Consider the following 25,819-nt stretch of genomic DNA (forward strand, 5'->3'; position numbering starts at 1 on the left):
ACCCCACCGATGTCCGATTGCGGCGCACGACCAATAGTGTCGGGGGGCGCACTGGCCGGGATTATTGCTCCAGAGAAACCGGCGGCGTCGAACTCGCAAGCGTAGATATCGAAATAACCGGCAACAGAAGGTCGGAATACTGCAGCATGACACACGACGCGAGCAGCCATTTCGTTGTTCTTGATGGCGATGACGCTGGCCATATTGCTGGCTACCCGATCATCATGGATATAGCTGACCCGGATAGAGTTTTTGGGCGCACCGCAACTGTCTGTATCCACAGGCGGGACCGGTTTCCGGCGCTGATGACACGTCCGGTACTTCTCGATGACCAGGGGCTCGGGCGTTTTTATGGATGGATGCCGGCCAGCCTCCACAGACTTTCCATCCGGTCATGCCAAACCAACGCTGCGGCCGGAGCAAGCCCCGCCATTCGCGTTCGCCGGATATCTGAGGCAAGGGCGGCGGCGCTGATTGCGGTTTGGACGCCGCGTGCCGCATTTCGTGCACTGCGTCTGCGTGCCGCCGGGAGCGTCAAGGGTTTCGAGTATCGCGTCGCCAGGCTTTATGATGCCCTCAACGCGCCGCGCTATACGGCGTGGATCGAAGCGATGACCGAAATGGCGCCACTCACGGTCTCCTCCGCTGACGGCCGGGAACCGCCTGTTTTCGTCTCGATCGTCGGAAACAGGCCTATGCAAACCGACGCAACGCGCCAGTCTCTTGCTTTGCAATCCTATCCGAATGTGCGGGAAATTTCCGCTGAAGATACCAGTTTCTTTACGGCGAGCTCCAAGGACGTTGCCTACTGGATGCGGCTTCCGGCCGGCATGTTGCTTGATGAGCACGCTGTTGCCCATATGATGGCGCCGCTCCTTGCCGATCCAACTGTGGTGGCTGCCTATTGCGACGAAGACCGGGTTGATGCGCGGGGCCGGCGTTTTCAGCCGTTCTTCAAGCCGGCATGGAACCCACCGCTCGCAGAAACCGGGTGGCTTGCGCCCGACGGCGCGCTCATCCGTCTGGACGCCTTGAAAGGTGTTACAGATATCGCTGGCACCGCATCCGGCGATCTTCTGACGTTGGCTTCCCGGCATGGGAAAATCGCGCATGTGCCACGCGTGTTGCTGCATCGTTTGACTGCCCGGCTGCCTGCCCAACCGTCCCGGCCCAAAAAGCCATTGGGAGAGACCAAGGTCAGCGTCATCATTCCAACCCGCGACCGGGCCGACCTGCTCTCGGTCTGCCTCGACGGCCTTTTCAACGGAACGCGGGCCGACGATCTCGATGTTATCGTGATGGACAATGAGAGCCGGGAACCCGAAACCGAAGCTCTCTTTGCGCGATATGCCAACGATCGGCGCTTCCGGCGGCTTCCCATGCCCGGCCCGTTCAATTTTTCCCGGGCCTGCAATCTGGGCGTCGCTCAGGCACGCTACGAGCTGACCCTGCTGTTGAACAATGACGTCAATCCAATCGATCCCGGATGGCTGGATCAGATGGTGGCGGAACTCGACGATCCGAATGCCGGTGCCTCCGGTGCCTTTCTGCTTTTCCCGGACGGTTATGCCCAGCACGCGGGCGTGACGCTCGGCTCCGGATCGGTCGCACGTCACAGTTTTCATTTTCGTCATCCCCGAGCCGGGGAAGATTACGGCCTGATGGCCCAGCGGCAGGAAATGAGCGCGGTCACGGGCGCCTGCCTGCTGACGCGCCGAAGCCTATGGCAGCAGGTCGGGGGCATGAACGAGGAGCAGTTGGCCGTCGCTTTCAACGATGTCGATTACTGCCTGAAGCTGCGGGACATCGGCAAGGCGATTGTGTGGACCCCGCATGCCCGGCTGATCCATCATGAATCCGTGTCGCGCGGCGGAGATGACACGCCGGAAAAGCTCGCCCGTTTCGCGTCCGAAGAGAAATACATGCACGAGTGCTGGGGGGATGCCCTGCGCAACGACCCCTTCTACAACCCCAATGTGTCGCTGACGGCGGGGGATTGGACGCTTGACGCTGCGCCGTCTAGTCTTTTGCCCAGACTGCCGGGTCTGCCATCGCGTATCTCACAGAGGACAGTGGGCTGATCGCAGGACCGGCGATACATTTCGCCGGCCTTGGAGCGCGAAGGGGAGAACTGTTTATCCCTGTTTGCTGGACTTCAAAAGTTCGAGGCGGCTGACGTCGTAGCCTTTGCGCAGGGGGCCACCACCATTCGTTTTCCAGATACCATGTCACGGTCTTTTCGATGCCCGTATCGAAATTTTCCTGGGCATTGGCCTCAATGAAATCGCGAGCGCCGGCCATCGAGCGATCAATATGACTTTCCGCGGTGAGATGCATGAACGGTCCGGCCGGAAGCTCGCGAGGCCTCAGATATAACCTCTCCATCGCAAATGTCAGCCTTCAGAAACCGATAAAGCGGTATGGGCAATCCTTTGCTTGCGTCCGTCAGTGAGGGCGATGTTTTGAAATAAAAACTACAATAATTGGGTGAAGTGTCGCTGCGTTAATATTACGGCGGCTCCGTACCGTTCTCATGTGCAATCATCAAGCGGTCGGGCCTTTCTTTAGCTTAGCCGCTTGAGTTTTCCAGCTTTTGACAGAGACGCAGGCGCATTCTATGGCAAATGTCAGGATAGAGAACGTCGGCTCTTCGGACCGCGTGACGACGAAGGGTAAAAGGGGTCGCAATGACGCATGAAGACTGGTTCGGTCGCCTGTTGAAAAAGGCCTTGCCGGTACCGCGGCTACGACCCGGCACGGCGGGCGGTGCACGCGGACCGGTTCGCCGGATCATTCTTTTTGGCCGCCACCCCAATCCAACGTCCGACTACTATTTTGCCGCGCGTCTTGCTGCATCTGGAATGCCCCCTTTCCAGATTGTAGATATTCATAACGGCGATTTCAGCGGGCTTGATGCGGATGGTGCCTTCGTCATCTTCTGCCGGTATGCGTCCTCGGGTGCCCTGCAATGGATCGAGCAGGAAAGTTCAAAGCTTGCCGGTGTGGGACTGTTCCTCGACGACGATATCCCGGGCGTCATTATCGGTCGCGAAGCCCCTCTCGGCTACCGATTGTCCCTTTTTATCCGGGGACTTATGCCGCTGAGGCGGCTCAACCGGCATCTCGATATCGTCTGGGCCTCGACGCCCAGGCTTTCGGAGCACCTGAAAAGTGCAGATGCGCGCGTGTTGCCGCCAGCACCACCCGAAAGCCTTTGGGACGTCCCGCATCCCGAAAGGCCCGCCAAGGACGGTGACGTGCTGATCGCCTACCACGCAACCGCTATCCATGTGGAGGAGCACCGGTTTCTTCAACCGATATTGAAAGAAGTGTTGGAGGCCCGGCCAAATGTTCACTTCGAAGTCTTTGCAGGCAAGGCCACTGTGCAGCTTTGGCAGGGGATGGAACGCGTGACGCTGCGCCAGCAAATATCGTGGTCTGCCTATCTTGTCGAAGCTTTGACGCGCCAGATCGACATCATGCTGGTGCCGCTCGGTTCTTCGCCGGTGAATGACTGCCGTTCTGCGACCAAGCGGATTGATGTGGCGCGGACAGGCGCAGCAGGTTTTTTTGCCATCTCGGAAGCTTACGGGCCTGCGGATGCTAGCGGTGAAATCCGTCTTCCCAATGATCCAGAAGTATGGCGCGACGCGCTCCTTACCTTCATCGATGATCCGGAAAAGAGACGAACCGCAGCAGAGGCCACACGCCATCTTGTTGCAGCGATGACGCTTCGGGCGCAGACAGGGCTTGATCTGCGTCCGCTTTAAAGAAACGCATGCGCCCCGCAGCTTGTGGTCATGACGGAGACGCTACCCCCTCGACAATAAGATCAATGGCCTGGAACACGTCGATTGGCTGCCAGGTCGCCGGGTCTCTATAGGCGGGGTAGGTTGAGAAGACCACCTCGGCAAGTTCGTCGATGGTTGGGCGCGCGGTGCGTCTTTGGGCGATTGGTGTTTGTACGCTTTCGCCAATGTTGTCCTGCGTCAGCCCCCATCCGGCATAGAACGGTACCGCGTAGCAGCGCACGGGCAGGCCACGCAGCAATGCGTCCAGGCCGAACTGGCTGGAGACTGTCCAGACTTCGTCCACCACGTCAAGGATCGAGGCCACGGAAACCTGGTCATCGACGAAGACGACGCCCGGCGTTCTGGCTGCCAACTCCGTCAGATAGCCCTTGCGGTAGCCGGCCATGACATCCGGATGGGTTCGCACCAGGCATTGACCGCCGCTTGAAACCGCGTCGCGCAGCATCTGCTCGAAGGATGCCCGGCTTCCCAGAGCCCGTCCCACGGAAACGTCGCCAACCACCTGATCGACAAGCAAAAACCGCCGCCGGGTGCTGGGCTCTATTTTCGGGGCCTTGTGCGGCAGATGATTGTATTTCGAGAGCTTGTGCTCGACCAAAAGATCGCGGATTTTCCGACCGTTCGTCGCGACGCCCGGACGCCCGGGATCATCGATCAGGCGCTCCAGGCGGGAGGAAAGACCTGCATCGACCGGAAGGCCAAGATCGTCGGCGACGATCGATAGCGGGATTGAACCACTCTTCCCCAACCCCACGGAGCGGAGAAATCCATCCTCCAGGTTCCAATGCGGCAGGCCGCGTAGACGGGCAATGTTTTTTGCCGCCTTGGCAGGCAGCCGCCCGCCCCAGGAGACGATGCCTTTCACATGAGGAGAAAGGGTCGATCGCAGTTCAGGCAGATCGAAATATCGATGCAGCCAGGGGCAGTCTTGCCGAACGAAAAAGGTCGCACCAAGAGGCATGTTTGCGGGCGGAAACCAGTGCTTTGCCGGGATGGGGGAAAGCTCCACTATGGTATCGCCTCTCGAACGGACTGGCCTGTCCCGCCGCGGGAAAGGATGAGCAGGTCTTCTACAAGAAGGGTGTCGCGGAAGTCCAGATCAATAGCAAGAGCGCACTTCGCCTCCAATGACGCGCAGGAAGGGAGTGCGGACATTCAAGGCAGTTTTGGTGAGGGTGCTTGATGCCTTCTGCTTAAAAAGAAAGATCCAGCACCCGGTCTTCGAACAGGCGGTTGCGGGAGCCTTCGAGGTGGAGGCGCATGGCTTTCTGGGCGTCTTCGGCGCGGCCGTCGGCGATGGCCTGGTAGATTGCATTGTGCTCGTCGAAGACCCTTTCCAGTCCCAAGCGTGGGCCTATCAGCGACAGGCCGTGCAGATGCATGCCGACGGCGATGTGGGGCTTCAGGGCTTCTATGGAGGCGGTGTAATAGTGGTTGTTGGCCGCCTCGGTGACACTCCTGTGGAAAACGAAGTCGGCATCGGTACGGTGTAGCTGATGGCTGGTTGCTTCGCGCAGATCGGCAAGGGCGGCAGCAATCTTCTGGATTGCGGCGTCGTCACGTCTCTGGGCAGCAAAGAAGGCGGCGACCGGCTCGATCGTCAGGCGGAACTCGTAGCAGCGCTGGATATCGGCAATCGTCTTGACCGGCGAATAGGCGAGGTGGGTGGCGGGCGACGCCTGGGCGCTGACGAAAGTACCGGCCCCTTGGCGCGAATAGACCATGCTCTCTTCACGCAACCGGCCAAGTGCATCGCGAACGATCGGCCGGGAAACACCCATGATCGAGGCCAGTTCATGTTCGCCGGGCAGGCGGGAATCGGGGGGGTAGTTGCCGGAACGGATGCGCTCGCGCAGTTGATCGACGACGCGATCAACCAGCCGCACGGATTTGACGCGCTCCGGTTTGGCGTTTGGGCCGGTCTCTTCGATTGCGGGGGCATCCTGCGCCATTTTCTTTACCACGCCTGTTTTTCGATCCTTGTCCTGTGGGACGTTGTTTGACTTAGCAGATTCTCGGGAATGAGTTTTAGCAAAGAATCGATAGTACCGAAGCCCCCCGATTTGACGGCGCAGCAGATTGTCCGGCCGTCCATGAGCTTGATTTCAAACCATGGGATGCCCGCTTCGATCTCGCCATTGGGGGTGAGGACTTTTGCGCCAAGCGCTTTCAGGATCGCCAGTGCCGTATCGCCGCCGCCCATCATCAGTATGCCGGGCCGGGTTTGCTCGACGACTTGCCGGACGCCGCCAGCAAAGCGGGAAACAACGTGTTCGGGGTTTGCGGTCTGCTCGCCAGAGCACCGTGCCACGGCAGGAAGCGCCAGGATGCTACCAGCCGGCAATTCACCGGCAGGCGCATCGGCAATCGCGCCAAGAAGCCGATGTCCGGCGAGATGTTCGATCTGGGCCGATGTGATGGGATCGCGGGATCCGAAGGCGAACAGGGTTTCCGGCGATGGCGGGAAGGGTAGGCGGGCGGCGGCCGGTCTCGCCAGCGAACGGGCAAAGGCGCTGCCAAGGCCACGTGCACCCACGGCGATCACGGAGGCCCAGTCTGTTTGCCGAACAAGGTCGTCCAGATCGCTATCGGTGCTGGCGTCGTGAACATCGATTGCCAACGCGTTTGCGGGAAACACGCTACGGATTGGCAACGGTGTCTCGACACCCCGGCCGGTGACGGCGCCATTGATGGTGAAACGCTGCTGATCCGGAATTGCCGGTGCCACGATGATCCGGCTGCGGTTGGTCGCTTCGGCAAGAGCCATGCTCTCCGCAGCGACATTGCCCTTGAGCCGGGAATCGATTTTTTTGAAAAGAACGCGGGGTTGGGCCGGACCCAGCGCGGCCAGAGCCGCCTGCACCTGCTGTGCGGCTGCACTGGCGGAAAGTGCCCGTGATGCGGTGTTGATCACGATCACATCGGGGCCTCGCTCGAGTGCTTCGCCGACCGCATCGACGTCGATTGCCACCGCCACCTTCAGGCCGGCCTCGACAAAGGGCGTGCCGGTATCGAGCGCCCCCGTCAGGTCGTCGGCGATGATGGCGACTAACAGCGTCATCCGGGCAGGCCCTCCGTCACGGCATGGCAGGCAACCATGTGGCCGGGGCGGGCTTCGCGCCATTCCGGCACGGCCTTGCTGCAGATGTCCATGGCAACCGGGCAGCGTGTATGGAACCGGCACCCGGATGGCGGCGACAGCGGGCTTGGGACGTCACCCTGCAAGATTTGCCGCTTACGGCTGCGCTCGTGGGCAGGGTCGGCCTCCGGCACGGCGGAGAGCAGTGCCTTCGTGTAGGGATGCAGCGGATGCTCGAACAGTTCTTCGCGGGTTGCGAGCTCGGCGAGACGGCCGAGATACATGACGCCGACGCGGTCGCTGATATGGCGCACGACAGCCAGATCGTGGGCAATGAACAGATAGGTCAGCCCGTATTTCTGCTGCAGATCGAGCAAAAGGTTGATGATCTGCGCCTGCACGGAAACGTCGAGCGCCGAGATTGCCTCGTCGCAGACGATGAATTTCGGCTGACAGGCGAGTGCCCGGGCAATTGCCACGCGCTGGCGCTGGCCGCCGGACAGCTCGTGCGGATAACGCGACGCAAAGCGGGGCGGCAGGCCGACATCGGCAAGCAGCGTCGAGATCCGGTCCTTCAGTTCGGCCTTGTTGGCCAGCTTGTGAAACAGGATCGGCTCGCCGACAGCCTCGCCGATCGTCATGCGCGGGTTGAGGGTCGAATAGGGATCCTGGAAAACGATCTGCAATTGCCGCCGGTAGGGCCGCATTGCCTTTTCGTCGAGTTCGACAATATTCTTGCCCTGATAGATTACCTTGCCTTCCGTGGCGCGGTGCAGGTTGAGCAGCGTGAAGCCAGTGGTCGACTTGCCACAGCCGGATTCACCGACAAGGCTCAGCGTCTCGCCCTCCAGGATATCGAAGGTGATATCATCAAGCGCGTGCACGGTGGCTGCCCGCTCCCCGAAGGCGCCGAGCCGGACGTGGAAGTGTTTCACCAGATTTTCAATGCGCATCAGCGGCTGGGCACCCATCACGCGGCCTCCAGTTTTCTTTGGGCGACGAAGCAGGCAACGCGGTGCGCACCGCCTTGACTCAGGCCTTCCAATGACGGAACGCGCTCGTGACAGATCGCTTCCGCCAGTGGACAGCGCGGCGCGAACGGACAGCCCTTTGGGCGGCGGCCGGGTTCGGGTGGCGTTCCACCGATCGAGCTGAGACGCGTCGAGCGCTCGTCAGACAGTTTTGGGATCGAGGCAAGAAGCCCCTGCGTATAGGGGTGGCTCGGATTGGAGAACAGCGCATCGACTGGTGCGTCCTCAACCACGGTCCCGGCATAGAGCACGTTGATGCGGTCGACGAGACCGGCGATCAGCGCCAGATCATGGGTGATCCAGACGACCGACATGCCGAGCTTGTCGCGCAGATCCTTCACCAGATCGACGATCTGCGCCTGGATCGTCACGTCGAGTGCCGTGGTCGGCTCGTCGGCGATCAGCAATTGCGGATTGCAGGCAAGGCCGATGGCGATCATCACGCGCTGCCGCATGCCGCCGGAGAGTTCGTGCGGATAAGCATCCAGCCGCTCCTCGGCGCCGGGAATGCCGACCAGCCGCAGGAGTTCACCGGCACGCTTGCGCGCTTCAGCCTTGGTCATGCCACGATGATAGATCAGCGGCTCTGCCAGCTGCTGGCCGATGCGCATCACCGGATTGAGCGAGGTCATCGGGTCCTGAAAGATGAAGCCGACCTCACCGCCGCGCACCTTGCGCAGCTCCGAGTTCGACATCGTCTGCAGATCGCGTCCGGCAAAATTGGCCTCGCCCTTGGTCACCCGGATCTTGTTGGGCAAAAGCCGCATCATGCTGAGCATGGTCAGGCTTTTGCCGCAGCCGGATTCGCCGACGATGCCGAGGGTCTCGCCCTTGTCGACATGCAGGTCGATGCCGTCGACGATGGTCGCGGGGCCGCTGCGGGTCTCGATCTCGATGGTCAGGCCCTTGACGTCGAGCAGGCGCTCGCCGGTCTTGGCCGATGGTTCTGGGCGGATATCGTTGGCCATCATCATCACTTCGCTCCGCGCGGATTGAGGGCATCGTTGAGGCCATCGCCAAGGAAGGAGAAGGCAACAGAGGCAAGGCCAAGGATGGCAGCGGGGGCGGCCAGCAGATGCGGATAATGCTGCCAGACGCGCAGGCCATCGGAGATCATGTTGCCCCAGCTCGGGGTCGGCGGGTTGACCCCGACGCCGAGGAACGAGAAGGCGCTTTCCAGAACCATTGCGGTGCCGAGACCGGCGCTAACGGCAACGATCAGCGGACCCAGCGCATTCGGCACGACATAGCGCATCAGGATGATGCGGTTGGTCAGACCCAACGCCTGGGCGGCGGTAATATAGGGCCGTGAGCGGATCGACAGGACCTGCGCGCGCACGAGACGGGCATAGGGTGGCCAGGAGATCAGCGCCATCGAGCCGAAGACCAGCAGGAAATCGACCCAGATCGTTTCGCGGTAGATCGGGTTGAGCGTTGCCAAGTATCGGCTTTCCATCCAGCTGGTGATCGGTGACTTCAGCGAGGCATTGATGACGACGACGAGCAGCAGGTTGGGGATCGACATGGTCATGTCGGTCAGCCACATGACAATCCGGTCCAGCCAGCCGCCGAAGAAGCCCGCCAAGGCACCGAGCGTCACGCCGATCAGAACGGCGATGAAGGTCACGACGATCGCAACCAGGAAGGCGGTGCGCGTGCCATAGACGACACGGCTGAAGACATCGCGGCCCAGATCGTCCGTGCCGAACAGATGCGACAAAGACGGGGCCATATTGCGTGAATTGAGGTCCTGACTGAGAAAGTCATAAGGCGTCAGGTACGGTCCGAAGACTGCCGCAAAGGCAAGGATGACGACGATGACAAGACCGAAGACGGCGAGCTTGTTGCGGCGCAGCCGGTGCCAGGCGTCACGCCAGAGGCTGACGGGCGGTTCGATTTCGATCGGGGCAGCTGTGATGGGAACGACGGACATGGTCAGCGGCTCCTTCTGGTGTCGTTGGCGCGTGGGTCGAGCAGCGGATAGAGCACATCGACCAGCAGATTGGAGATCATCACCAGGAACGAACCGATCAACGTGATGGCGAGAATGACGGGATAGTCGGTATTGGTCAGCGCCTGAACGGTGAGGCGGCCAAGGCCGGGCAGACCGAAGACCAGCTCGACGAAGATCGCGCCATTGACGATGGTGATCATGATCAGGCCAAGCTGGGTAACCACGGGCGTCAGCACCGGGCGCAGGATATGGCGCAGTGCCACGATGACCTCTGGAACGCCCTTGGCGCGTGCCGTACGAACGAAATCTTCCGACAGGACTTCGATCACGGCGGCGCGGGTCTGGCGCACGATCAGCGCGATCGGCTGGAAGGACAGAACGAGCAATGGCAATATGATGCGCACGTCGAAGACGCCGCCCCAGCCATAAGGTACCGCCGAGCCGGGTAGGATCATGATCAGCATGACCATCAGCATCGGGCCCGCGACATAAGCCGGGATTGCCCAGAGGAAGAGGGCCGAGCCGAGGATGGCGTAATCGGTGCGGGTGTTCTGGTTGAGCGCAGCGATCAGACCGAGCGGGATGGCGACAACCGCGGTCAGGATGACGGAACAGAGCGCCAGCTTGAAGGAAACTGGAGCTGCAGCCGAAATCATCGCCCAGACGGAGCGTCCGGAGCTTAGCGAATTGCCGAAATTGCCATGAAGCAGGTTCCAGATGTAGCTGCCGAACTGGACGAGGAACGGCCGGTTGAGGCCCGCACTTTCGCGGATCGCCTCGATGCGTTCAGGATTATAGGCGACGTCGCCCGGAGCGCGCAGGAAGATCAGCTTGATCGGATCGCCGGCACCATAATAGGCCAGCGCATAGACGCCGAGCATGACCAGAAGGACGGAAGGAACCCAGACGACGAAACGGGTCGCGATGTAACGCAGCATGGCAGTCTCCCACCCTTTGTTTCAGAAGATGACGCCTCGAGCTTTGCCCTGCGGCAACAGTCGGCAATCATACTCCAGCAATGGCAATCTGTGCGGAAGCGGGTTTCCGCCTCCGCACAGCAATCTTGGTGATGGCAGTTGTCTCAGGCGATGGAAATGTCCCAGGGAGCCACGACCTGCCAGTCAAGGTTCTTGTCGATGCCCGTAACCTTGTCGGTTGCCCAGCGCGACATTGCCTGAGCATACCAGGGGATGAAGCTCCAGTCCTCGCGGAAGGCTTTCTGGGCTTCCAGCGCCAGTGCGACACGCTGCGGATCGTCTACCGACTTGGTGGCGGCTTCGGCAAGCAGGCTGTCGACCTTGTCGTTCTTATATCCACCCAGCTTGTTCTGTGCGTTCGACGAGGTCGAGGCGATGGAACCGGCGAGGTAGGACACGGCATCGGGAACGCGGGTGCCGACGTCGTCGCGGAAGATCTGCACCGCGTTCTGGTCAGGCCCTGCATAGGCATCCTGCTGCGGCTTCATGTCCACTGCAGTGATCCCGAGGTTCTGGCGCCATTGTTCGGCGATGAACTGGGCGGCAGCCTCGATGGCCGGGCCGGAAATGCCGACGAAGAGCAGCTTGGGAAGACGTTCTGGGCCACCATAGCTGGATTCGGCCAGAAGCTTCTTGGCGCCTTCCGGATCGTATGGATAGGGCTCGAAGCCGGACTTGTCGGCGCCGGGCACGGAGTTGATCACCTGATCGGTCTTCTTGTGCGGGCCATCCGGGAACGACGCCTTCATCAGACCGTCGCGATCGACAGCCATGATCAGTGCCTGGCGAACCTTCGGATCGTCCATCGGCGCACGCGCCGAATTGAACCAAAAGTGCTGGCTGGTCGGGATCAGCGGACCCTCGGCAAAGCTGGCACCGAGATCCTGCACGATGGTCGACGTTACCAGTTCCGTATGGGCATTGTATTCGCCGGACTTCAACAGCGACGTCGCCGTGACGTTGTCTTCGATCGAATCGATCTCGATACGGGCGAGCTTCGGCTTCGGGCCGAAGAAGTTCTCATTCGGTTCGAACACCAGCTTGCCGGCATCGAGGTCGATGCTGGTCAGCTTGAAGGGGCCGGAATAGACGGCGCTGTTGGTTGGCATGTACCAGTCGGCGACTTCCTCACCGTCTTCACCGCGCGACTGCGAGGCCTTGGTGATCGGCGCGATATGATTGCCCAGCCGCATGAAGAAGATCGGATCGGCTTCCGACAGGGTGACGACAACAGTGCCTTCGTCCGGGGTTGCGATGCCGGAAATTTCCTTGGCCTTGCCGGCGCTGACATCGGCGTAGCCTGCGACCTTGCTCAGCACCTGATCGGCGCGCTGGTTCTTGGTGTTCGGCATGGCCGAAACGTTCCACGAGCCCTTGACGTCTTCGGCAGTGATCTTGCTGCCATCCGAGAACACGGCCTTCGGATCGATCTTGAAGGTCCAGGTCTTGTTGTCGGCGGCTGGTTCCCAGCTTGTAAAGACGTAAGGATGCAAATCGCCCTTGCTGTCGAAATACATCGGCGATGCCCACCAGGCGGAATTCCAGCGGTAAGGAGGTCCGCCGCCGCGCAGAGGCGACCAATCCTGGTTGAACGCCGGATGGGCGACCTTCAATACCTGGCCTTCCTGGGCCATGACGATGCGGGCGTTCAAGCCAAACAGACCCAGCGCGACGCTGGTGCCAAGGCCGAGTTTCAGGGCGTTGCGGCGCGTGATCTGCGGCTGTGACGAGCCGGCCTCATTGTTTTGATTAGACATCTGATCCTCCAATAGATGCTGTCATCGCGCCCTCCTTCTGCCGGTTCCGGACAGTCTGCCGCGCCATGATGAAGCCGGACACTGGATCGTTATTGTAAATATGTCAACATTAATTCTTGGTCATATTCATGATCGACGCGTAAAGTCAGATATAATTGATATTTTTCAATGAGATATTTTTCAGTTGAAATTTTCTACGCGGAATTTTTCTTGACAACTTGTCATGATTGGGGAAAAAGCGAAGGGCGGCGGCGCCAAAACGGCCTGTGGCTGCGGGAGGAGTTTGCAAAAATGACGATTCACAGGATCACCGGTGTTTACAGCGCCGCGACGACGCCGCTCAACGCCAATGATACGCCGGATCTTGGCCTGTTTACGGCCCATTGCCAGCGGCTTCTCAGCGAAGGCTGTCACGGCATAGCGTTGTTGGGCACGACCGGCGAAGCCAATTCGTTCTCTTCGGCTGAGCGCCGCGATATTCTTGAAGCGGCGCTGAAGGCAGGGATAGCCGGCGACCAGCTGATGCCCGGCACTGGTGTTGCCGCCATTCCGGAGACGGTCGAGCTGACGCGGCACGCGCTATCGGTCGGTGTTACCCGTGTCGTTATGCTGCCGCCCTTCTACTATAAGGGCGTCTCGGACGACGGACTGTTTGCCGCCTATGCGCGGATCATTGAGGCGATTGCAGACGACCGGCTGCAAGTCGTGCTCTATCACATTCCCCAGGTTTCCGGCATTCCGCTGAGCCTGCCGCTGATTGGCCGGCTGATCGCGGCATTCCCGGACACAGTCGTTGGTATCAAGGATTCATTTGGCGATTTCGCCAATATGGAAGCGCTGCTTGCCGCTTTCCCGGGGTTTTCCGTGCTTGCGGGTGCTGATCCGTTGCTGTTGCCGCTGATGAAGGCTGGAGGTGCCGGCTGCATTACCGCGACATCCAATCTGGTCGCAAACTCGCTGCGTACGGTCTACGACCATGCAAACGATCCGGCCCGCGCGGCAGAGGTCGAGGCGGCGCAGGCGCGCATCAATGCCTATCGCTCTCTGTCCAATTCCTATGTCCAGATCCCGACGATCAAAGCGATGGTTGGCCTGAAGAACGGTAATCCCGCCTGGGCGCGTCCGCGTCCGCCGTTGATGGCGCTGAGTGCTGCCGATCAGGCTGATCTCGCAGTCAAATTTGCGCAATTGCCGTAAGGGAGTGAGCCATGACATCCGGTTCTGGCTTGAAACCTGAGCAAATTCCGTCGCTTATGAGTGGCGATATCCGGCCGCACGCCACAGAAAGCCATCGTTTCGATGCCTTTCTACCGTCGCCTTGCGTGCAGAACCACGCTGCCAACCTGGCTTTCCTGGCTGATGGCACGCTGACCTGCGTCTGGTTTGGTGGCACGATGGAGGGCATGGGCGATATCTCCATTTACATGTCGCGGCTGGCCTCCGATTCCTCCGTTTGGTCGGCGCCAGAAAAGATGTCGGACGATCCCCAAAAATCCGAGCAGAATCCGTTGGTTTTCACCGCGCCGGATGGAAAGGTCTGGCTGATCTTCACGTCGCAGACCTCGGGAAATCAGGATGGAGCGGTCGTCAAGCGGCGGATTTCCGATGATGGCGGGCGCACATTCGGTCCGGTCGATATCCTCTGCGATAGTCCGGGCACATTCGTCCGCCAGCCGATTATCGTCAACCGGCGTGGCGATTGGCTTCTGCCTGTGTTCCGCTGCATCGGTGAGGCCGGTCAACGCTGGACCGGCAACGCCGACACGGCTGCGGTTCTGCTGTCACGCGATGCTGGAGCGAGTTGGCAGATGATCGATTTGCCCGGCAGCATCGGCGCCGTCCATATGAACATTGTGCCGCAGGGCGATGGGCGAATGGTGGCCTTCTTCCGCAATCGCTTCGCCACGCAGATCCTGCGCAGCCATTCCGATGATGATGGCATGAGCTGGAGCGCGCCGGAGCCAACCGGGCTGCCCAACAACAATTCATCGATCCAGGCTGCCGCTCTCAAGGACGGCCGGATTGCGATAATTTATAATCATTCCAATGCCCTGACATCTAGTGACCGGCGTCACTCACTCTACGATGAGATCGAGGCCGAGGAGGGCGCGCAGCCCGTGCCTACGGAGGCCGTTTCGGTTGCCGATGGCAGGCCAAAGGCCGTCTGGGGCGTTCCCCGCGCGCCGTTGAGCCTTGTCTTCTCCGGCGATGGCGGAGAGACCTTTGGTGTGCCTGTTCACTTGGAAACCGGCGACGGCTATTGCCTCACCAACAATTCCAAGGATGCGCTTAATCGCGAATATTCCTATCCGTCGATCGTCGAAGGGCCGGATGGCACACTGCACATTGCCTACACCTATTATCGCCGGGCGATCAAATATGTACGGCTGGAGCCGGGATACGGCTTCTAAGGCGGTGCCGGTCCCGGCTTTAGAGAAATACAGATTTTTACAACTGCAAAAATTGATCGCTGCCCGAACGAAATTTAACAAATAACGCTATTTCTCACGAGGTTCGCGCGGAATGGCGCGGGCTTCTTATGCCAATTTACAAGGCTCCAATCTATTTCGGTAGGCTGGCTCCGTGTCTCTTGATTTCTTTGATATGTGCATTGTCGGCTTGGAGGTGTAATATTATTGTTTAATAACAACAATATAGAGATCGACTCCTATGTTTCGGCTTCGGCCAATGGTCATTGGAGAGTATAAAATACTGCTTCCCTGCACCTTGTCACTTGCCAAGAAAGCCAGTTTTATATAACAAATTTACATGTTGGTTGCGATCCTCAGTGGATGTAGCGGCGAAAACAACGAGGACATGTCCATGACCAGCCTAAGTGCTCCCATCACGATCATCCGGCCTGAGATCATCGAGTTCGGCGTTGGCGTGGCCGGTAAACTTGGAAAATGGGCTGGCGATCAAGGGTTCGCGCGCATTCTCGTCGTGTCGGACGCGTTCAATGCATCCCGCGTCGACATTCTTGAATTGCCGGGAAGTGTCACCGTTTTTTCGCAAGTGAAGCCTGAGCCTGATACCGACAATCTCGATCTGGTGCTGGCTGCTGCCAATGCTGCGCAGGCCGATCTGATCGTCGGTTTCGGTGGTGGTAGCGCCATGGATCTGGCCAAGCTCGCCTCGGTCCTCTCTGGATCCAGCCAAACGCTGCGCGATGTCGTTGGTGCGGGCAAAGTAGCAGCGCGCCGCCGGGCCGGGTTGGCGCAGGTGCCGACCACGTCCGGCACCGGCAGCGAAGCCGGCATTCGCGCCCTGGTCACCGATCCGGCCACTCAGGCGAAGCTAGCTGTCGAAAGCGTCCATATGCTGGCCGATATCGCCGTCATCGATCCCGGCCTGACCTTCACCGTACCCGCCGCGACCACTGCGGCCACCGGTGTCGATGCCATGGCTCATTGTGTCGAGGCTTTTACCAATCGCAAGGCGCATCCGATGATCGATCTCTATGCGATCGAGGGCGTGCGTCTGGTTGGACGTTATCTTGCGCGAGCGGTTGCTGATGGCTCGGACGCTGAGGCGCGGGCAGGCCTGTCGCTCGCCTCGCTTTATGGCGGCTTTTGCCTGGGTCCGGTGAATACCGCCGGCGGCCATGCGCTTGCCTATCCGCTCGGCACCCGCTGGCATGTCGCGCACGGCGCCGCCAATGCCCTGATCTTTCCGCATGTCCTGGCATTCAACACGCCTTCCGCGACCGAGAAGACGGCGATGGTAATTGCTGCGCTCGACCTTAAGGCCAGCGCTGAACAGACGTCTGTTTTCGATGGAGCGTTCGGTTTCTGCGCCGGGCTCGGCATCGAAATGCGGCTCTCGGCATTGGGTGTGCCGGAAACGGATCTCGGCGTTATGGCCGATGATGCTTTTGCCATCCGCCGCTTGCTAGACAACAATCCGCGCGATCTCAGCCGCGCCGACATTCTTTCGATCTATCAAGCTGCCTATTGATTGGAACAGGCCTGCCGCGGCAAAACCGGAGCGCAGGAACGGCCGCAGTGCCGCACGGAGGACTGAACATGAGCACATCGCGTGTAGCCGTTACGCTGGGAGACCCGGCAGGTGTCGGCCCGGAAGTCATCGTCAAGGCGCTGGCGGCGCTACCAGAAGCCGACAGGGCAAACTTCGTTGTCGTGGGCAATGTCGAGGCGCTGGAGCGGGCAAACAGGGTGACGGGAACGGAATTGCATTTTTCCGCAACGCCCGCCGCAGGCACGATTGCCGTCGATGAGGTCGTGATCGACGGAAAACTACCCGAGATCGGCAAGGTCAGCCCGGTCGCCGGTGATGCTTCGGTGCGCTATATCAAGCGCGCCGTCGAGCTGGCGATGTCAGGCGAAGTCGATTGCATCGTCACCGCGCCGATCAACAAGGAAGCGATGAACCTTGCCGGCCATCATTTCGATGGCCATACCGGCCTTCTCGCCCATCTGACCGGATCGAAAAGCTCCTTTATGCTCCTGGCTTCGGAACGGCTCAACACCATCCACGTCTCCACGCACGTATCGTTACGCACCGCGATAGAGCGGGCGACCGTCGAGCGGGTGCTGGCAACCATCGAGGCAGGCCACCGCCATTTCCTGCGTCTCGGCCGCAAGGCACGCATCGCGGTCGCCGGCATCAATCCGCATTGCGGCGAGGGCGGTCTGTTTGGTGATGAAGACACCCAATTTCTGGCGCCCGCCGTGGAACTGGCGCAGGCAAAAGGCATCGATGTTGTCGGTCCGATTTCCGCCGACACCGTCTACGCCCGCGCCTATGGCGGCGCTTTCGATCTCGTCGTCGCGCAATATCACGACCAGGGACACATCCCGATCAAGCTGGTTGCCTTTGAGACCGCCGTCAACGTCTCCCTCGGCCTGCCGATCGACCGGGTATCGGTGGATCACGGCACCGCTTTCGACATCGCCGGTACCGGCAAGGCCAACCACGTCAACATGCTGTCGGCGATCGACTATGCGCGGCTGGTGGCGCGGTCGCCAAGGACCGTCACCGCCTCTTGAGGTGGCGGCTGGATTTCAGTTCTGATCGAAGAAGTCGCTGCGAATCTCGCGCCGGATCAGCTTCAGCGAGCGGTCCGGCTGGATGATGTAGGTCTCGTAGGCAACACCGGTCACGGTCCGGAATGAATTGTGCACGACACTGCCAATCGGCGATTTCGTCAGCTTCGTGCGCGGCTGGCCACCATAGGTGATGCTGCCTGGAATAGGCTCGACATCCGGGGTGGTGCACGAGGCCATCATCAGGGCAGCGCCCATCAGGAACATGTAGGCTTTCATCGGGGCCACTCCGCGGGAACGCTCTTCTTTATGATAGGATGTTACCACAGGCGCGTTCAAGACAGCCCTGGTTTGTTCAGTTTTTTATCGCGCGCTGCTTTTCTAATGCTTCGCCGCGCTTGCGCCGCCCGCACTGGCCGGCGGGAAGACGAAATGCAGCTGACCTGACTTGATAGAGGCCCGCTCGATCAGAGCCCTGTGTTCTTCCCGCATGGCCTGCGACCGTTCACGGAACGCCCGCGATCGGGCCAGAACTGCCTGCGTCCGCGCCGTAATTTCATCAACATGGCTCATGTCTCACCTCAAAGTTTAGGCCGCACAGTCGTCGTTGCCAGCAGGGATATAAGGCTTCCCGGCCTCGCATCGTTCCATATGTTCATGTTATGTTCTATTTTTGAACCAAAGTCAACACACAGCGTACATCGAGTGCATCACTCGATTTGGCCCACTCAAATTGATCATTCGGGATGAAATGGTGCTGCTAGAGAGATTTGAACTCTCGGCCTCTCCCTTACCAAGGGAGTGCTCTACCCCTGAGCTATAGCAGCATCGTGCGGTCGGATCAGTGTTTGTCCGGCGCGAGCGAGGGCCTATTGCCATAGCTTGTTGCGGAGCGCAAGCAGCAAATCGAAGTTTTCATTGGATGGCGCGCTCGAAAAAGCGGCCGCCCTTCCAGAGTGCTTGGTTTTGCGGTATTTGAGCCTCCATGCAAAATAACGATAATCAGACACCCAAGGATGCGGCTGGGCTTCCGGCCCCTGGCAAGCTTGAACCGGGGCACGAGGCCGAGCGCCAGGCTGAGGCCCGCCGCGAGCGTGCGGCGAAGACGTTGCGTGACAATCTACTGCGGCGCAAGCAGCAAGGGCGTGCGCGGCGTGCGGGGGCAGCGGATGAAACATCCGGCTTGCCTGCCGCAAAAACGGACGAATCTGCGGAATAAACTGCGCCAACACCATCGACCGGATCCGGGGGCGGGTCGCGATGGTCAGTAACGTCATTCCCGCAAGCCCGATGCGCCATCTGACCGGATGAACCGTCGAGACGAATACCAGTCATGATCCGTGCCGCCGCTTCATCCATACGGATGCACTTTCGGCATCGGTTCAATTTGCTTCTCATTTCACGGTGCATCCTTTATGGAGGCGCCAATCTCTCACGTCCGGACTATCAGGAAAGGCGGGCAGCGCCCGTATGGTACTTTATGGATCGCATTAGAATTACCGGCGGCAACGAGCTGCGTGGCATCATCCCGATTTCCGGTGCCAAGAATGCAGCACTGCCGCTCATGATCGCGTCACTTTTGACCGATGACACGCTGACGCTTGAAAACGTGCCGCATCTCGCCGATGTCGAGCAGCTCATCCGCATCCTTGGCAATCATGGCGCCGACATCTCCGTCAATGGCCGCCGCGAGCGCCAGGGCGAAGGCTATTCGCGGACCATCCATTTCACCTCGCGCAACATTGTCGATACGACCGCCCCGTATGAGCTGGTCTCCAAGATGCGCGCCAGCTTCTGGGTTATCGCGCCGCTTCTGGCGCGCGAAGGCAAGGCCCGCGTCTCGCTGCCGGGCGGCTGCGCCATCGGCACCCGGCCGGTCGACCTGTTCATCGAAGGCCTGACGGCGCTCGGCGCTAATATCGAGATCGATAGCGGCTATATCAATGCAACGGCGCCGAAGGGTGGCCTGGTCGGCGCGCGCTATGTCTTCCCGAAGGTTTCGGTCGGCGCCACCCATGTCATGATGATGGCGGCAACGCTGGCCAATGGCACGACGATCATCGGCAATGCTGCGCGCGAACCCGAGGTCGTTGACCTTGCCAACTGCCTCAATGCCATGGGCGCCAAGGTCACGGGTGCAGGCACCTCGACGATCACCATCGAGGGCGTCACCTCGCTGTCCGGCGCACGTCACCGCGTTCTGCCCGACCGGATCGAGACCGGAACCTATGCGATGGCCGTTGCCATGACCGGCGGCGACGTCGTGCTCGAAGGCACCAATGCCAAGCTTCTGGATACGGCAATCGAAGCGATCCGCCGCGCCGGTGCTGAAATCACCGAAACGCCAAGCGGCCTGCGTGTCGTGCGCAACGGCGGCGGCATCAGGCCGGTGGATGTGGTGACCGATCCTTTCCCGGGCTTCCCGACCGACCTGCAGGCACAGTTCATGGGCCTGATGACCAAGGCGTCCGGTACCTCGCATATCACCGAGACGATTTTCGAAAACCGCTTCATGCACGTTCAGGAATTGGCGCGTTTGGGTGCGAAGATCACGCTGTCGGGCCAGACTGCGAAGATCGAGGGTGTCGAACGCCTGAAGGGCGCTCCGGTCATGGCGACCGACCTGCGCGCATCCGTATCGCTGGTGATTGCCGGCCTGGTGGCAGAAGGCGAAACGATGGTTTCCCGCGTCTATCACCTCGATCGCGGTTTCGAGCGTCTGGAAGAAAAACTCAACAATTGCGGTGCGCAGGTAGAACGCGTCAGCGACTGATCGGCTTTCGCAGGGGCGCTCGCTGTTGCGGATTCGACAGCGGCGTCCTATGTCCATTGTCATGATGACGGCAGCCGCTGGCTGCGCAGGCAAGGGATGAATGGCATGGACGGTTTGAAGCTGATGGCGCTGGACCCTGAAGATCTGGAGATCGTGTCCGCCCATGTGCAGGATGCGGTCTTCAAGGTTTCCGGCCTCGAATACGCGCCACGCTCGAAACAGCTGTCCCTGGTGATCAATCGCTTCGTCTGGGAAACGGCTGAAGGCCGCGGCAAGTCCTTCGAGCGCCGCCGCAGCCTTTTGGCCTTCAAGCGTGTCACCGCTGTCCGCTCGATCGGCTTTAGCCGCACGGACGACGAAAAAGTCCTGTCGCTGCTCGCTATCCAGTTTGAACCGAACGGTGAAGGTCCGGATGGAACCGTTGAGTTCATCCTCTCCGGCGAAGCGTCAGTCATGCTCGACGTGGAATGTATCGAGGTTCAGCTTGCAGATACCGGCGGCGCATGGGAAACCGGTTTCAAGCCGCGCCATCCCGCCGGCGCCTGATATTTTGTCCGGCGGCCTGCTAAGGCTGTGCGTTTCTGCCGACCACCGATAAGGACGTTTTCATTGGCTATCCGTCTCGACTATCTGACCCCGGGCTTCGAATCTGAATTCGCAGCCTTTCTGACAACCAAGCGGGAAGTGTCCGAAGACGTCAACACCGTGGTCAAGACGATCATCGACGATGTGCGCCTGCGCGGCGATGTGGCTCTGGCCGAGTATACGAAGAAATTCGACGGCCTCGATTTCGCAGTGACCGCCATGGCGGTGACATCAGACGAGATCGACGCGGCGATCAATGCCGTGCCATCCGAAGTGCTGGGTGCGCTCAAGGTCGCGGCCGTCCGTATCGAGGCGCACCACGCGCGCCAGCGTCCGAAGGACGATATCTACGAGGATTCGATGGGTGTCGGGCTTGGCTCGCGCTGGACGGCGATCGATGCCGTTGGCCTGTATGTGCCGGGCGGCACGGCAAGCTATCCAAGCTCGGTGCTGATGAATGCACTGCCGGCCAAGGTCGCCGGTGTCGAGCGCATCGTCATGGTCGTTCCTGCCAATGGCGGCGTGATCAATCCGGCGGTTCTGGCTGCTGCCCGCATGGCCGGCGTCGAAGAAATCTACCGGATCGGCGGTGCCCAGGCGATCGCAGCGCTTGCCTATGGCACGGCATCGATCGCGCCGGTCGCCAAGATCATGGGTCCGGGCAATGCCTATGTCGCCGCTGCCAAGCGCCAGGTCTTCGGAGCCGTCGGCATCGACATGATCGCCGGCCCTTCGGAAGTGCTTGTGATCGCCGATCGCGACAACGATCCGGACTGGATCGCCGCTGACCTCCTGGCCCAGGCCGAGCACGATGTCGGCGCCCAGTCGATCCTGATCACTGACGACGCGCCCTTTGCCGCGGCTGTCGAAGCGGCTGTCGAGCGTCAATTGCGCACGCTGCCGCGGGCTGAAACGGCAAGCGCCAGCTGGCGGGATTTTGGCGCGATCATTCTTGTCCCCGATCTTGACGTGGCCGTGCCGCTCGCCAACCGTATTGCTGCAGAGCATCTGGAATTGGCGCTTGCCGATGCCGATGCGATGATCCCGAAGATCCGCAATGCCGGTGCGATCTTTGTCGGCCGCCATACGCCGGAAGTAATCGGCGATTATGTCGGCGGCTCCAACCATGTGCTGCCGACGGCGCGTTCCGCCCGGTTTTCCTCCGGCCTCGGCGTGCTCGATTATATGAAGCGCACCTCGATCCTGCGGATGGGTGCCGACCAGTTGCGCGATCTTGGACCGGCGGCCATCGCGCTTGCCCGTTCCGAAGGCCTGGAAGCCCATGCGCGCTCGGTTGCCATCCGCCTCAATCTCGGGACCGAGGGATGACATCCAGCCACCGTCTCTGCGATGTCGTGCTCGACGAAACCATTGGCCGCTCGACGCCCGATGTCGAGCATGAACGCGCGGTGGCGATCTTCGATCTGATCGAGGAAAATTTTTTCGAGCCGGCCGGGCATATCGGCGGCCCCTATCAGCTGAAGCTGTCACTGGTGGATGCCAAGCTGGTTTTTGCGATCACCACGCAGACCGGGACCGGTGTTGCCACCCATATCCTGTCGCTGACGCCTTTCCGGCGGATCGTGAAGGATTATTTCATGATCTGCGAAAGCTATTACGAAGCCATCCGCTCCTCGACGCCGAGCCAGATCGAAGCGATCGACATGGGGCGGCGCGGCATCCACAATGAGGGCTCGCAGACGCTGATGGACAGGCTATCGGGCAAGATCAAACTCGATTTCGATACGGCGCGGCGTCTGTTCACGCTGGTTTGCGTGCTCTACTGGCGGGGATGAGCGTGACGGTCGCTGCTTCCCCCAACCCGCCGCAGCGGAGCGCGAAATCGCCGGGCTCGGTGCTGTTCATGTGCGGGATGAATGCAATTCGCTCGCCCATGGCCGAGGTTCTGGCCAAAGCAATGCTGCCACCGGGCACGTACGTTGCTTCGGCCGGCGTCCGGCCGGGGGAGCGCGATCCGTTCGTCGACGTGGTGCTGGAAGAGATCGGTCTGACGGCAGGGCGGCACCAGCCGCATACGCTGGACGAACTGGAAGACGATTATTTCGACCTGATCGTCACGCTGGCGCCAGAAGCACATCATGCGGCGCTGGAGCTGACGCGATCAATGGCAATCGACGTGGTATACTGGCCGACACCGGACCCGACGGTCGCCACCGGCACCCGCGAACAGATCGTTTCGGCCTATCGCGAGGTCCGAAATCATCTTGAGACGCTGGTCAAGCATCGTTTGCTTGGACAAATGCCGGACAAGATGGCATAGGGCACAGGCAAAACCGGAAAATGAGATCGCTGCTGTTCACAAAACAGCGGCGATTGTGTAGTTTCCGCCAAATTTTTAAAAGGTGCGACACGCGCCTCTATCGAAGCACAGAAAGAAATACCCTACATGGCGAAAGAAGAAGTTCTCGAATTCCCGGGCGTCGTTACCGAATTGCTTCCCAATGCAACGTTCCGCGTCCAGCTCGAAAACCAGCATGAAATCATTGCCCATACGGCTGGCCGCATGCGCAAGAACCGCATCCGCGTTCTCGCCGGCGACAAGGTGCTTGTCGAAATGACGCCATACGACCTGACCAAGGGCCGTATCACCTATCGCTTCAAGTAAGCGCGGCGCGGCCTTCATGCCGCAAACTCGAAATCGATGGCCCTGTTGCAATGGCATTGACACATAAGCTGATCCTGGCCTCCGGTTCGCCGCGGCGCGTCGAACTGCTCGCGCAGGCGGGCATCGAGCCCGCACGCCTGATGCCGATGGATCTCGACGAGACGCCGAAGCGCACCGAGCATCCGCGCTCGCTCGCCTGGCGGCTGTCGGCCGAAAAGGCGCGCGCGGCGCTGGCTGCCATCAAGGGTGAGCCGGGTTGGGAGGGAAGCTATATCCTTGCCGCCGATACCGTCGTTTCCGTCGGCCGGCGTATTCTGCCGAAGCCTGAGCTGGTCAGCGAGGCCTCGAGTGCGCTGCATTTGCTGTCCGGCCGCAGCCACCGCGTCTATACCGGTATCTGCCTGATCACGCCGGACAAGACGGTGCGCCAGAAGGTCATCGATACCAAGGTTCGGTTCAAGCGTCTTTCCAGCCACGACATCGATAGCTATCTTGCCTCGGGTCAGTGGCGGGGCAAGGCAGGCGCCTACGGCATCCAGGGTATCGCTGGCAGCTTCGTCGTCAAATTGGTGGGTTCCTACACCAATGTCGTCGGCTTGCCGCTCTATGAGACCGTGAGCCTGCTTTCAGGCGAGGGCTTTGACGTGCATGACAGCTGGATGAAAGGCTAGGGCCATGAGCTCAGAAGAAACCAAGGGCGCCTCCAATGTGGCGCCGTTGCGCAAGATCGTGCCTTGCCCCGAGTGCAAGCGCCCGTCTCACCGCGAACACTATCCCTTCTGTTCTGATCGTTGCCGCAATGTCGATCTCAACAGATGGCTGACTGGTTCCTATGCCATTCCAGTGGCTGACGATGAATCGAAAGCCAACGGCGAGGATTGAGAACGGGAGAATTTCGCGGGATATCCGTTGTTTTTCAATTATTTGAACCAAATGATATTTTCCTGTTAAAAAAACATCATTTGGTGCTGGACACCGTCGAACAAGATGTTATAACCCCGCTCGCTTCCAGGGCGCAACCAACCGCCCTACGGTTCTTCAAGCGGAACCATTGCCTCACGGCAAGGATGCCCGGATAGCTCAGTTGGTAGAGCAGCGGATTGAAAATCCGCGTGTCGGTGGTTCAAATCCGCCTCCGGGCACCATTATATTATTTAGTGAAATCATATAGTTATATGTCTTTCGAGCGGCCGGTCACGTCGCGCTTCTTGTTGCGCATGTTGCGTGCGGTTTCCCTTGATTATCATGGGTTTCCCGATAACCTCGGTTACTCCATGCAACATGAAATGCAACATGACGGATCGGCACATGTTGAGCCAACTTCCCATGTGCGAGGGACGTAAATGAAACTGGAAAAACATGACCAACCTCCGAGTGCGGAGGTTGAGGACAAGAAAATCTCTCTTAGACAATTTCTAGAGGCTGTGCATCCGTCAATTGCAAAGGACATCTCCGGCCTTTGGACCACGGAGTTTCGTTCGAGTGGCGGATCTTCCCGAACCATATCTTGGCCAGATATTCGACTGCACTGCAAAAAGTGTGAGGGAGAGCGCACGTTTCGCTGTGCAACGAGTTCTAATTTTAGCAACGCCTCGAAAGTTTTTAACACTCATCCGCAATACATCTGTGGGGATTGCAACCAACAGGGAAAACATTTTGCCTTGAGAGCCACCCCCGAAGAAGATGGTAGCGGGTCAATCTATAAATACGGCGAGATGCCAGCATTCGGCATTCCGGTTTCAAACCGCATTTTAAGGTTGTTCGGCGGTGAAGACGCGAAAATTTTCCTCAAAGGTAGACAGTGCGAGAACCTTGGATATGGGATAGGTGCTTTTGCCTACTACCGTCGCGTCGTAGAAAATCACAAAAATGATCTTTTCAACGAAATAATTAAAGTTTGCGAGACGGTCGGCGCAGCAGATGACCTTATTAACGAACTTAAGGCCGCTAAAAATGAAATTTCGTTCTCAAAATCATTGGAGCAGATCAAAACGGCTCTACCCCAAGGGCTCTTGATAAATGGGCACAACCCCCTTCACGCCCTGCACGGTGCTTTGAGTATAGGACTTCACAACGAAAGTGACGACGACTGCCTCGCTTCTGCTCAGGCAGTGCGATTGGTTTTAAGCGATCTCGTTGAGAGAATTGCCATGCTTAAACAGGATAATCACCAATTGAACCAGGCTCTGCAGCTTCTCCTAGCGAAGCGCTGATCTCGT

Annotated in this window: 26 protein-coding genes and 2 tRNA genes; 17 read left to right on the top strand and 11 right to left on the bottom strand. The window is 59.7% G+C overall.

Annotation, left to right across the window (positions count from 1 at the left end):
• Nucleotides 1-146 precede the first annotated feature (146 nt).
• Nucleotides 147-2,081: a glycosyltransferase family 2 protein gene (locus tag R6X40_RS14530; protein WP_318414504.1), complete on the top strand. Its 1,935-nt coding sequence runs from the start codon at nt 147-149 to the stop codon at nt 2,079-2,081.
• Between the two features lie 606 nt (nt 2,082-2,687).
• The gene (locus R6X40_RS14535; RefSeq protein WP_318414505.1) at nt 2,688-3,770 is read left to right on the top strand and encodes a hypothetical protein; all 1,083 of its coding nucleotides are present in this window, start codon (nt 2,688-2,690) and stop codon (nt 3,768-3,770) included.
• A 28-nt stretch (nt 3,771-3,798) separates the two neighbouring features.
• Here R6X40_RS14535 and R6X40_RS14540 read toward each other — a convergent pair whose 3' ends face one another.
• The 8 genes from R6X40_RS14540 to R6X40_RS14575 all read right to left on the bottom strand — a co-directional run bounded on the left by R6X40_RS14540 (nt 3,799) and on the right by R6X40_RS14575 (nt 12,610).
• Entirely contained in the window at nt 3,799-4,773 is a 975-nt protein-coding gene (locus tag R6X40_RS14540; RefSeq protein ID WP_318414653.1) for a capsular biosynthesis protein, read from the bottom strand.
• A 232-nt stretch (nt 4,774-5,005) separates the two neighbouring features.
• Entirely contained in the window at nt 5,006-5,764 is a 759-nt protein-coding gene (locus R6X40_RS14545) for a FadR/GntR family transcriptional regulator (protein WP_318414506.1), read from the bottom strand.
• 5 nt (nt 5,765-5,769) lie between these two features.
• Complete coding sequence (locus R6X40_RS14550) at nt 5,770-6,873, bottom strand: four-carbon acid sugar kinase family protein (protein WP_318414507.1); 1,104 nt, start codon at nt 6,871-6,873, stop codon at nt 5,770-5,772.
• The gene (locus tag R6X40_RS14555; RefSeq protein WP_318414508.1) at nt 6,870-7,862 is read right to left on the bottom strand and encodes an oligopeptide/dipeptide ABC transporter ATP-binding protein; all 993 of its coding nucleotides are present in this window, start codon (nt 7,860-7,862) and stop codon (nt 6,870-6,872) included. The genes R6X40_RS14550 and R6X40_RS14555 overlap by 4 nt, the downstream gene beginning before the upstream one ends.
• A complete protein-coding gene (locus tag R6X40_RS14560; protein WP_318414509.1) occupies nt 7,862-8,896 on the bottom strand; it encodes an ABC transporter ATP-binding protein in 1,035 nt (344 codons plus the stop codon). Before R6X40_RS14560 ends, R6X40_RS14555 begins: the two co-directional genes overlap by 1 nt.
• On the bottom strand, nt 8,896-9,855 hold the full coding sequence (locus tag R6X40_RS14565; protein WP_318414510.1) for an ABC transporter permease: 960 nt from the start codon (nt 9,853-9,855) through the stop codon (nt 8,896-8,898). Before R6X40_RS14565 ends, R6X40_RS14560 begins: the two co-directional genes overlap by 1 nt.
• Before the next feature lie 2 nt (nt 9,856-9,857).
• Complete coding sequence (locus R6X40_RS14570) at nt 9,858-10,814, bottom strand: ABC transporter permease (protein ID WP_113242806.1); 957 nt, start codon at nt 10,812-10,814, stop codon at nt 9,858-9,860.
• A gap of 143 nt (nt 10,815-10,957) precedes the next feature.
• Nucleotides 10,958-12,610, bottom strand: coding sequence for an ABC transporter substrate-binding protein (locus R6X40_RS14575; RefSeq protein WP_318414511.1), 1,653 nt, complete (start codon nt 12,608-12,610; stop codon nt 10,958-10,960).
• A gap of 291 nt (nt 12,611-12,901) precedes the next feature.
• Between R6X40_RS14575 and R6X40_RS14580 the strand changes: the two genes are divergently transcribed.
• From R6X40_RS14580 to pdxA, 4 genes are all read left to right on the top strand, one after another.
• Nucleotides 12,902-13,807, top strand: a complete 906-nt coding sequence (locus tag R6X40_RS14580; RefSeq protein ID WP_318414512.1) for a dihydrodipicolinate synthase family protein — start codon at nt 12,902-12,904, stop codon at nt 13,805-13,807.
• A gap of 11 nt (nt 13,808-13,818) precedes the next feature.
• Complete coding sequence (locus tag R6X40_RS14585) at nt 13,819-15,021, top strand: sialidase family protein (RefSeq protein ID WP_318414513.1); 1,203 nt, start codon at nt 13,819-13,821, stop codon at nt 15,019-15,021.
• Nucleotides 15,022-15,433: 412 nt separating this feature from the next.
• Nucleotides 15,434-16,567 (top strand): iron-containing alcohol dehydrogenase, encoded by a 1,134-nt coding sequence (locus R6X40_RS14590; RefSeq protein ID WP_318414514.1) that lies wholly within the window; start codon nt 15,434-15,436, stop codon nt 16,565-16,567.
• A 68-nt stretch (nt 16,568-16,635) separates the two neighbouring features.
• Nucleotides 16,636-17,619: a 4-hydroxythreonine-4-phosphate dehydrogenase PdxA gene (gene pdxA / locus R6X40_RS14595; RefSeq protein WP_318414515.1), complete on the top strand. Its 984-nt coding sequence runs from the start codon at nt 16,636-16,638 to the stop codon at nt 17,617-17,619.
• 15 nt (nt 17,620-17,634) lie between these two features.
• On the opposite strand, the gene R6X40_RS14600 is transcribed toward pdxA, so the two are convergent.
• The 3 genes from R6X40_RS14600 to R6X40_RS14610 all read right to left on the bottom strand — a co-directional run bounded on the left by R6X40_RS14600 (nt 17,635) and on the right by R6X40_RS14610 (nt 18,443).
• A complete protein-coding gene (locus R6X40_RS14600; protein ID WP_318414516.1) occupies nt 17,635-17,895 on the bottom strand; it encodes a hypothetical protein in 261 nt (86 codons plus the stop codon).
• 102 nt (nt 17,896-17,997) lie between these two features.
• Nucleotides 17,998-18,189: a hypothetical protein gene (locus R6X40_RS14605; protein WP_318414517.1), complete on the bottom strand. Its 192-nt coding sequence runs from the start codon at nt 18,187-18,189 to the stop codon at nt 17,998-18,000.
• 179 nt (nt 18,190-18,368) lie between these two features.
• Nucleotides 18,369-18,443: transfer RNA gene (locus R6X40_RS14610), tRNA-Thr, on the bottom strand.
• Between the two features lie 158 nt (nt 18,444-18,601).
• Here R6X40_RS14610 and R6X40_RS14615 point away from each other — a divergent pair.
• The 11 genes from R6X40_RS14615 (at nt 18,602) to R6X40_RS14665 (ending at nt 25,813) form a co-directional block, all read left to right on the top strand.
• Entirely contained in the window at nt 18,602-18,835 is a 234-nt protein-coding gene (locus R6X40_RS14615) for a hypothetical protein (RefSeq protein ID WP_318414518.1), read from the top strand.
• Between the two features lie 261 nt (nt 18,836-19,096).
• Complete coding sequence (murA, locus tag R6X40_RS14620) at nt 19,097-20,389, top strand: UDP-N-acetylglucosamine 1-carboxyvinyltransferase (RefSeq protein WP_318414519.1); 1,293 nt, start codon at nt 19,097-19,099, stop codon at nt 20,387-20,389.
• A gap of 105 nt (nt 20,390-20,494) precedes the next feature.
• Nucleotides 20,495-20,935, top strand: a complete 441-nt coding sequence (locus R6X40_RS14625; RefSeq protein WP_318414520.1) for a DUF2948 family protein — start codon at nt 20,495-20,497, stop codon at nt 20,933-20,935.
• A gap of 63 nt (nt 20,936-20,998) precedes the next feature.
• Entirely contained in the window at nt 20,999-22,303 is a 1,305-nt protein-coding gene (gene hisD, locus R6X40_RS14630; RefSeq protein WP_318414521.1) for a histidinol dehydrogenase, read from the top strand.
• Nucleotides 22,300-22,770, top strand: a complete 471-nt coding sequence (locus R6X40_RS14635) for a UPF0262 family protein (RefSeq protein ID WP_318414522.1) — start codon at nt 22,300-22,302, stop codon at nt 22,768-22,770. The genes hisD and R6X40_RS14635 overlap by 4 nt, the downstream gene beginning before the upstream one ends.
• Nucleotides 22,767-23,255 carry a low molecular weight phosphatase family protein gene (locus R6X40_RS14640; protein ID WP_412178384.1) on the top strand — a complete coding sequence of 163 codons (489 nt, stop codon included), beginning with the start codon at nt 22,767-22,769 and terminating at the stop codon, nt 23,253-23,255. The genes R6X40_RS14635 and R6X40_RS14640 overlap by 4 nt, the downstream gene beginning before the upstream one ends.
• A gap of 126 nt (nt 23,256-23,381) precedes the next feature.
• Nucleotides 23,382-23,600, top strand: a complete 219-nt coding sequence (gene infA, locus R6X40_RS14645) for a translation initiation factor IF-1 (protein WP_037105236.1) — start codon at nt 23,382-23,384, stop codon at nt 23,598-23,600.
• Between the two features lie 50 nt (nt 23,601-23,650).
• Nucleotides 23,651-24,271, top strand: coding sequence for a Maf-like protein (locus R6X40_RS14650; RefSeq protein ID WP_318414523.1), 621 nt, complete (start codon nt 23,651-23,653; stop codon nt 24,269-24,271).
• Between the two features lie 4 nt (nt 24,272-24,275).
• Nucleotides 24,276-24,482 carry a DNA gyrase inhibitor YacG gene (yacG, locus tag R6X40_RS14655; protein ID WP_318414524.1) on the top strand — a complete coding sequence of 69 codons (207 nt, stop codon included), beginning with the start codon at nt 24,276-24,278 and terminating at the stop codon, nt 24,480-24,482.
• A gap of 187 nt (nt 24,483-24,669) precedes the next feature.
• Nucleotides 24,670-24,745, top strand: a tRNA-Phe gene (locus R6X40_RS14660).
• 198 nt (nt 24,746-24,943) lie between these two features.
• Entirely contained in the window at nt 24,944-25,813 is an 870-nt protein-coding gene (locus R6X40_RS14665; protein WP_318414525.1) for a hypothetical protein, read from the top strand.
• The last annotated feature ends 6 nt before the right edge of the window (nt 25,814-25,819 follow it).

It is taken from the genome of Rhizobium sp. PL01 (genome assembly GCF_033447125.1).
GTDB lineage: Bacteria > Pseudomonadota > Alphaproteobacteria > Rhizobiales > Rhizobiaceae > Pararhizobium.

Coding starts and splice junctions, on each gene's coding strand:
- R6X40_RS14540 (WP_318414653.1), bottom strand. CDS start 4,773: ATGCCTCTTGGTGCGACCTTTTTCGTTCGGCAAGACTGCCCCTGGCTG.
- R6X40_RS14565 (WP_318414510.1), bottom strand. CDS start 9,855: ATGTCCGTCGTTCCCATCACAGCTGCCCCGATCGAAATCGAACCGCCC.
- pdxA (WP_318414515.1), top strand. CDS start 16,636: ATGAGCACATCGCGTGTAGCCGTTACGCTGGGAGACCCGGCAGGTGTC.
- infA (WP_037105236.1), top strand. CDS start 23,382: ATGGCGAAAGAAGAAGTTCTCGAATTCCCGGGCGTCGTTACCGAATTG.
- R6X40_RS14535 (WP_318414505.1), top strand. CDS start 2,688: ATGACGCATGAAGACTGGTTCGGTCGCCTGTTGAAAAAGGCCTTGCCG.
- R6X40_RS14560 (WP_318414509.1), bottom strand. CDS start 8,896: ATGATGATGGCCAACGATATCCGCCCAGAACCATCGGCCAAGACCGGC.
- R6X40_RS14600 (WP_318414516.1), bottom strand. CDS start 17,895: ATGAAAGCCTACATGTTCCTGATGGGCGCTGCCCTGATGATGGCCTCG.
- R6X40_RS14635 (WP_318414522.1), top strand. CDS start 22,300: ATGACATCCAGCCACCGTCTCTGCGATGTCGTGCTCGACGAAACCATT.
- R6X40_RS14555 (WP_318414508.1), bottom strand. CDS start 7,862: ATGGGTGCCCAGCCGCTGATGCGCATTGAAAATCTGGTGAAACACTTC.
- R6X40_RS14605 (WP_318414517.1), bottom strand. CDS start 18,189: ATGAGCCATGTTGATGAAATTACGGCGCGGACGCAGGCAGTTCTGGCC.
- R6X40_RS14665 (WP_318414525.1), top strand. CDS start 24,944: ATGAAACTGGAAAAACATGACCAACCTCCGAGTGCGGAGGTTGAGGAC.
- R6X40_RS14570 (WP_113242806.1), bottom strand. CDS start 10,814: ATGCTGCGTTACATCGCGACCCGTTTCGTCGTCTGGGTTCCTTCCGTC.
- R6X40_RS14530 (WP_318414504.1), top strand. CDS start 147: ATGACACACGACGCGAGCAGCCATTTCGTTGTTCTTGATGGCGATGAC.
- R6X40_RS14650 (WP_318414523.1), top strand. CDS start 23,651: ATGGCATTGACACATAAGCTGATCCTGGCCTCCGGTTCGCCGCGGCGC.
- murA (WP_318414519.1), top strand. CDS start 19,097: ATGGATCGCATTAGAATTACCGGCGGCAACGAGCTGCGTGGCATCATC.
- R6X40_RS14640 (WP_412178384.1), top strand. CDS start 22,767: ATGAGCGTGACGGTCGCTGCTTCCCCCAACCCGCCGCAGCGGAGCGCG.
- R6X40_RS14590 (WP_318414514.1), top strand. CDS start 15,434: ATGACCAGCCTAAGTGCTCCCATCACGATCATCCGGCCTGAGATCATC.
- yacG (WP_318414524.1), top strand. CDS start 24,276: ATGAGCTCAGAAGAAACCAAGGGCGCCTCCAATGTGGCGCCGTTGCGC.
- R6X40_RS14575 (WP_318414511.1), bottom strand. CDS start 12,610: ATGTCTAATCAAAACAATGAGGCCGGCTCGTCACAGCCGCAGATCACG.
- R6X40_RS14550 (WP_318414507.1), bottom strand. CDS start 6,873: ATGACGCTGTTAGTCGCCATCATCGCCGACGACCTGACGGGGGCGCTC.
- R6X40_RS14585 (WP_318414513.1), top strand. CDS start 13,819: ATGACATCCGGTTCTGGCTTGAAACCTGAGCAAATTCCGTCGCTTATG.
- R6X40_RS14615 (WP_318414518.1), top strand. CDS start 18,602: ATGCAAAATAACGATAATCAGACACCCAAGGATGCGGCTGGGCTTCCG.
- R6X40_RS14545 (WP_318414506.1), bottom strand. CDS start 5,764: ATGGCGCAGGATGCCCCCGCAATCGAAGAGACCGGCCCAAACGCCAAA.
- R6X40_RS14625 (WP_318414520.1), top strand. CDS start 20,495: ATGGACGGTTTGAAGCTGATGGCGCTGGACCCTGAAGATCTGGAGATC.
- R6X40_RS14580 (WP_318414512.1), top strand. CDS start 12,902: ATGACGATTCACAGGATCACCGGTGTTTACAGCGCCGCGACGACGCCG.